Below are 3438 nucleotides of genomic sequence, written 5' to 3'. Positions count from 1 at the left end.
ATCGAGGAACGACAGCCGCAGCGTCTCGACCACCGGGTAGATCAGGTAGATGGTGAGGATAATCATCGCCGGACCGACGAACAGCCATGGCCTGACCAGCCCTTGCCGGCGCAGATTGTCGATGGCCGCGGCACCGGCGACGCCGCGTGACGGGAATATCAGGTCGACCAGTTTGTTGGCGCCCCAGAAATAGGCGACGCAACCGCCGACGCCGACGATGATGACTGTTATGGCCGAGAAAATCTGAGCCGCCATGGGTCCCTCTCCCCCTGCGCATGACCCGACAAGGAATGACCTTGGTGACGGGGACCAGGCGCCGATTCAGTTGTTTGGAGCGCGTCATCGGCGGCTTGCGCACATTGCCGATCGCGCTTCATGTCAATGCGCTCATGACGAAAGGCTGCGGCACGGGCCGCCGTCGGATCCGGGCCAGTACGGTCCGGATCCAGTGCGAGAATGGTTGGTCGTCTACGTGCCAGCCGTCTACTTGATGGCGTCCCAGCTCTTCTGGATGTCGGTGGCGACGTCCTGCGCCGACTTGCCGCCGACCAGGTCGATCATGCCGGTCCAGAAGGCGCCGGCGCCGATCTTGCCCGGCATCAGGTCGGAACCGTCGAAGCGGAAAGTCGAGGCATTGGCGAGGATTTCGCCCTGCTTCTTCAGCGCGTCGCTGGCATAGGCATCCTTGTTGACCGACTTGAGCGGCGTCACGAAGCCGCCTTCGGCCATCCAGATCTCGTGGGCGAGCGGCATCTTCAGGAATTCGATGAACGCGCGCGCACTCTTGCTGTCCTTGGTGATCATCGCCAGCGTACCGGCGCCGAGCACGGGCGTGCCCAGTTCAGGCTTGGAGGCATAGGGGGGGAAGTAGAAGAAGTCCGCGTCCTGGCCGACCTTGGTGCCTTCCGGGAAGAAGGTCGGAATGAACGATGCCTGGTGGTGCAGGTAGCATTTCGGCGGCACCGAAAAGAGGCCCTTCGGGCTGTCGCGGAAGTCGGTCGCCGCAACCGCCTTGGCGCCGCCGTCGACCATCTTGTCGTCGGTCGCGATCTTGCCGAAAATGTCGATGGCGTTGACCACCGCCGGATCGTTGAACGGGATCTCGTTCTTCACCCATTTGTCGTAGACCTCCGGAGGCTGGGTGCGCAGCATCAGGTCTTCGACCCAGTCAGTCGCCGGCCAGCCGGTGGCGCCGCCGGAGCCGAGGCCGATGCACCACGGCTTGCCGCCATCGGCGATGATCTTCTTTTCGAGATCGGCGAGTTCTTCCTGCGTCTTCGGCACCTTGTAGCCGGCTTCCTCGAAATTGTCCGGCGAGTACCAGACCAGCGACTTCACGTCGGCCTTGTAAGGGAAGGCGAAGAAGCCCGGCTTGCCGTCCTTGTCCTTGAAGGTGCCGAGATCGACCCATGACTGGCCGGCACCGTAATTGTCCTTGACCCATTTGGCGGTGTCGTCACCGAGCGGCGTCAAAAGGCCCTTCGACGCCAGGTCCTGAATGAGGCCCGGCTGCGGCAGCACGGCGATGTTCGGCGGGCTGCCGGCCTGCGTATCGATGACGATCTGCTGCTCGTAATTCTCCGAGGAGGAGTATTTGATCTCGACGCCGGTGGCTTCCGAGAAATAGTCGAGAACGCCGCGCACCAGGCCTTCGTCCTCGCCGCGCCACGGTCCGAAGATCGACAGCGTCTCACCCTTGAGGTCGACTTTCTTGAGCTCTTCGTAGTTCGCCCAGTTGAAGCGCTTGTCTTCGCCGGGCTTGAACTTCAGTTCGGCCTGCGCGGGCGCGTTCAGGGCGAACGTGGCAAACGCAGCACCCAGCAAAAGCATTTTCTTCATCGGTATTCCTCCCAGTGGGTCTCACACACCGGACGGAACCTCCATTCCGCCCGCCGACGCCGCAGGACTGTGACTCAGTCGGAAAGGAACCGCAACCTTTCGAAGAGTCTTCCAAAGCGCTTTGGCTTTTTCGATCACGCCATTGAATTGCTGGGAAGTCAAGAGGCCGGCGGATTAATCGATTTAGGTTCGCGCATTTGCGCCCCCGAAAGTGCGCTGCAACATACTATTATGGCGATGCAGCAGCAGTTTTTGTTTCAAACACGCCCGAACCGCGTCTATGGTTCGGCTTGGTATGGCTCGGCCCCGCTGGCACTTGGGTCGATTCAATTTAAAAGCGCTTTGAGGGAATGGAGACCTTTCGTGAACCTCAAGCAGCTCGCCCATATGCTGGCACTTTCGCAAACCACGGTAAGCCGTGCGCTGAACGGCTATCCCGAGGTCAACGAGGAGACGCGCAGGCGTGTCATGGATGCCGCCAAGCGCCATGGCTATCGTCCCAATCCGAGCGCGCGCCGGCTGGCGACCGGCAAGACCGGCATGATCGGCTATGTCCTGCCGACCGGTGCGTCGGTCGACATCGATCCGCATTTCGTCGAGTTCCTGTCCGGCCTTGGTGACTATGCCCGCTCGCACGAGCTTGACCTTGTGCTGTCGCCGGCCGACGCCGACGACCAGGAGACGACCTACCGGCGCATCGTCGCCAACCGGCAGGTCGACGCTGTTTATATCTCCTCTCCAAGGCCCGTTGACCGACGCGTGGCGCTGGTCAACACGCTCGGCATTCCCTTCATCGTCCATGGCCGCAGTGAGGGCTTCGACTTCGACTATGCTTTTACCGACATCGACAATGAGGGCGCCTTCCACGAGGCGGCCAGGCTGCTGATCCAGCTCGGTCATCGGCGGCTGGCGCTGATCAACGGTGACGACCGCGAGACCTTCGCCATCCATCGCGAACGCGGCGTGCGCCGGGCGCTCGCCGCGAGCGGACTGTCATTGAGCGAACGCCATGTCTGCTCGGTCGATATGACCGAGGAGAACGGCTATCGCGCCACCAGGCGTTTGCTGGAAGAGGACGACGCGCCGACGGCGATCGCCTGCTCCAGCCTGATCATGGCGCTGGGCGTCGTGCGCGCGGTGCGCGACCTCGGCCTGAGCATTCCCGGCGATGTCTCGCTGATCGCCCATGACGACGTCTTCCCCTGGCTGAGGCCGGAGAATTTCTCGGTGCCGCTGTCGACGACGCGTTCATCGATCCGTCTCGCCGGCGCCCGTGTCGCCGAGCGGCTGGCGGCGCGGATTTCAGGACTGGAGGAGGGGGCGCGAGGCGAGGTCTGGCCGGTCGACCTGGTGGTCCGGGGATCGGTGGCAGGGGCGCCTGGCTGAGGTCCGAACTTAATCACCTGTAGCGATCGCGCTCGACCCAAAGCCTACGTCCGTCTTCCACGACGCTAGTGGCCGCTACGCGCCTCAAGCCAGCCGTTGAAGTGGGCCACGTGACCGACCGGAAGCAGACATCCGGCCGCGCTGTCCCCCGGCATTTGCCCCGACGAGCCTAATGCAGCTTGAATAAGTCGAAGCTAATATGCTATTCTACAT

The 3438-nt window shown here is 62.5% G+C and carries 2 protein-coding genes and 1 pseudogene; 1 reads left to right on the top strand and 2 read right to left on the bottom strand.

All coding sequences use genetic code 11. From position 1 onward, the window contains the following. Together EN749_RS32790 and EN749_RS32785 are read right to left on the bottom strand one after the other, a co-directional pair. Window positions 1-255, bottom strand: a pseudogene (locus EN749_RS32790) (alpha-glucoside ABC transporter permease); the annotation flags it as partial. A 228-nt stretch (window positions 256-483) separates the two neighbouring features. Beyond that, complete coding sequence (locus tag EN749_RS32785) at window positions 484-1839, bottom strand: ABC transporter substrate-binding protein (RefSeq protein ID WP_127267791.1); 1356 nt, start codon at window positions 1837-1839, stop codon at window positions 484-486. A 363-nt stretch (window positions 1840-2202) separates the two neighbouring features. On the opposite strand from EN749_RS32785, the gene EN749_RS32780 reads away from it, so the two are divergent. Next, complete coding sequence (locus EN749_RS32780; RefSeq protein ID WP_127808231.1) at window positions 2203-3225, top strand: substrate-binding domain-containing protein; 1023 nt, start codon at window positions 2203-2205, stop codon at window positions 3223-3225. Window positions 3226-3438 lie beyond the last annotated feature (213 nt).

The sequence above is a fragment of the Mesorhizobium sp. M7A.F.Ca.ET.027.02.1.1 genome (assembly GCF_004022985.1).
Lineage (GTDB): Bacteria > Pseudomonadota > Alphaproteobacteria > Rhizobiales > Rhizobiaceae > Mesorhizobium.
Note: the sequence above shows the minus strand (reverse complement) of the source record. Positions and strands in the feature narration are given on the sequence as shown.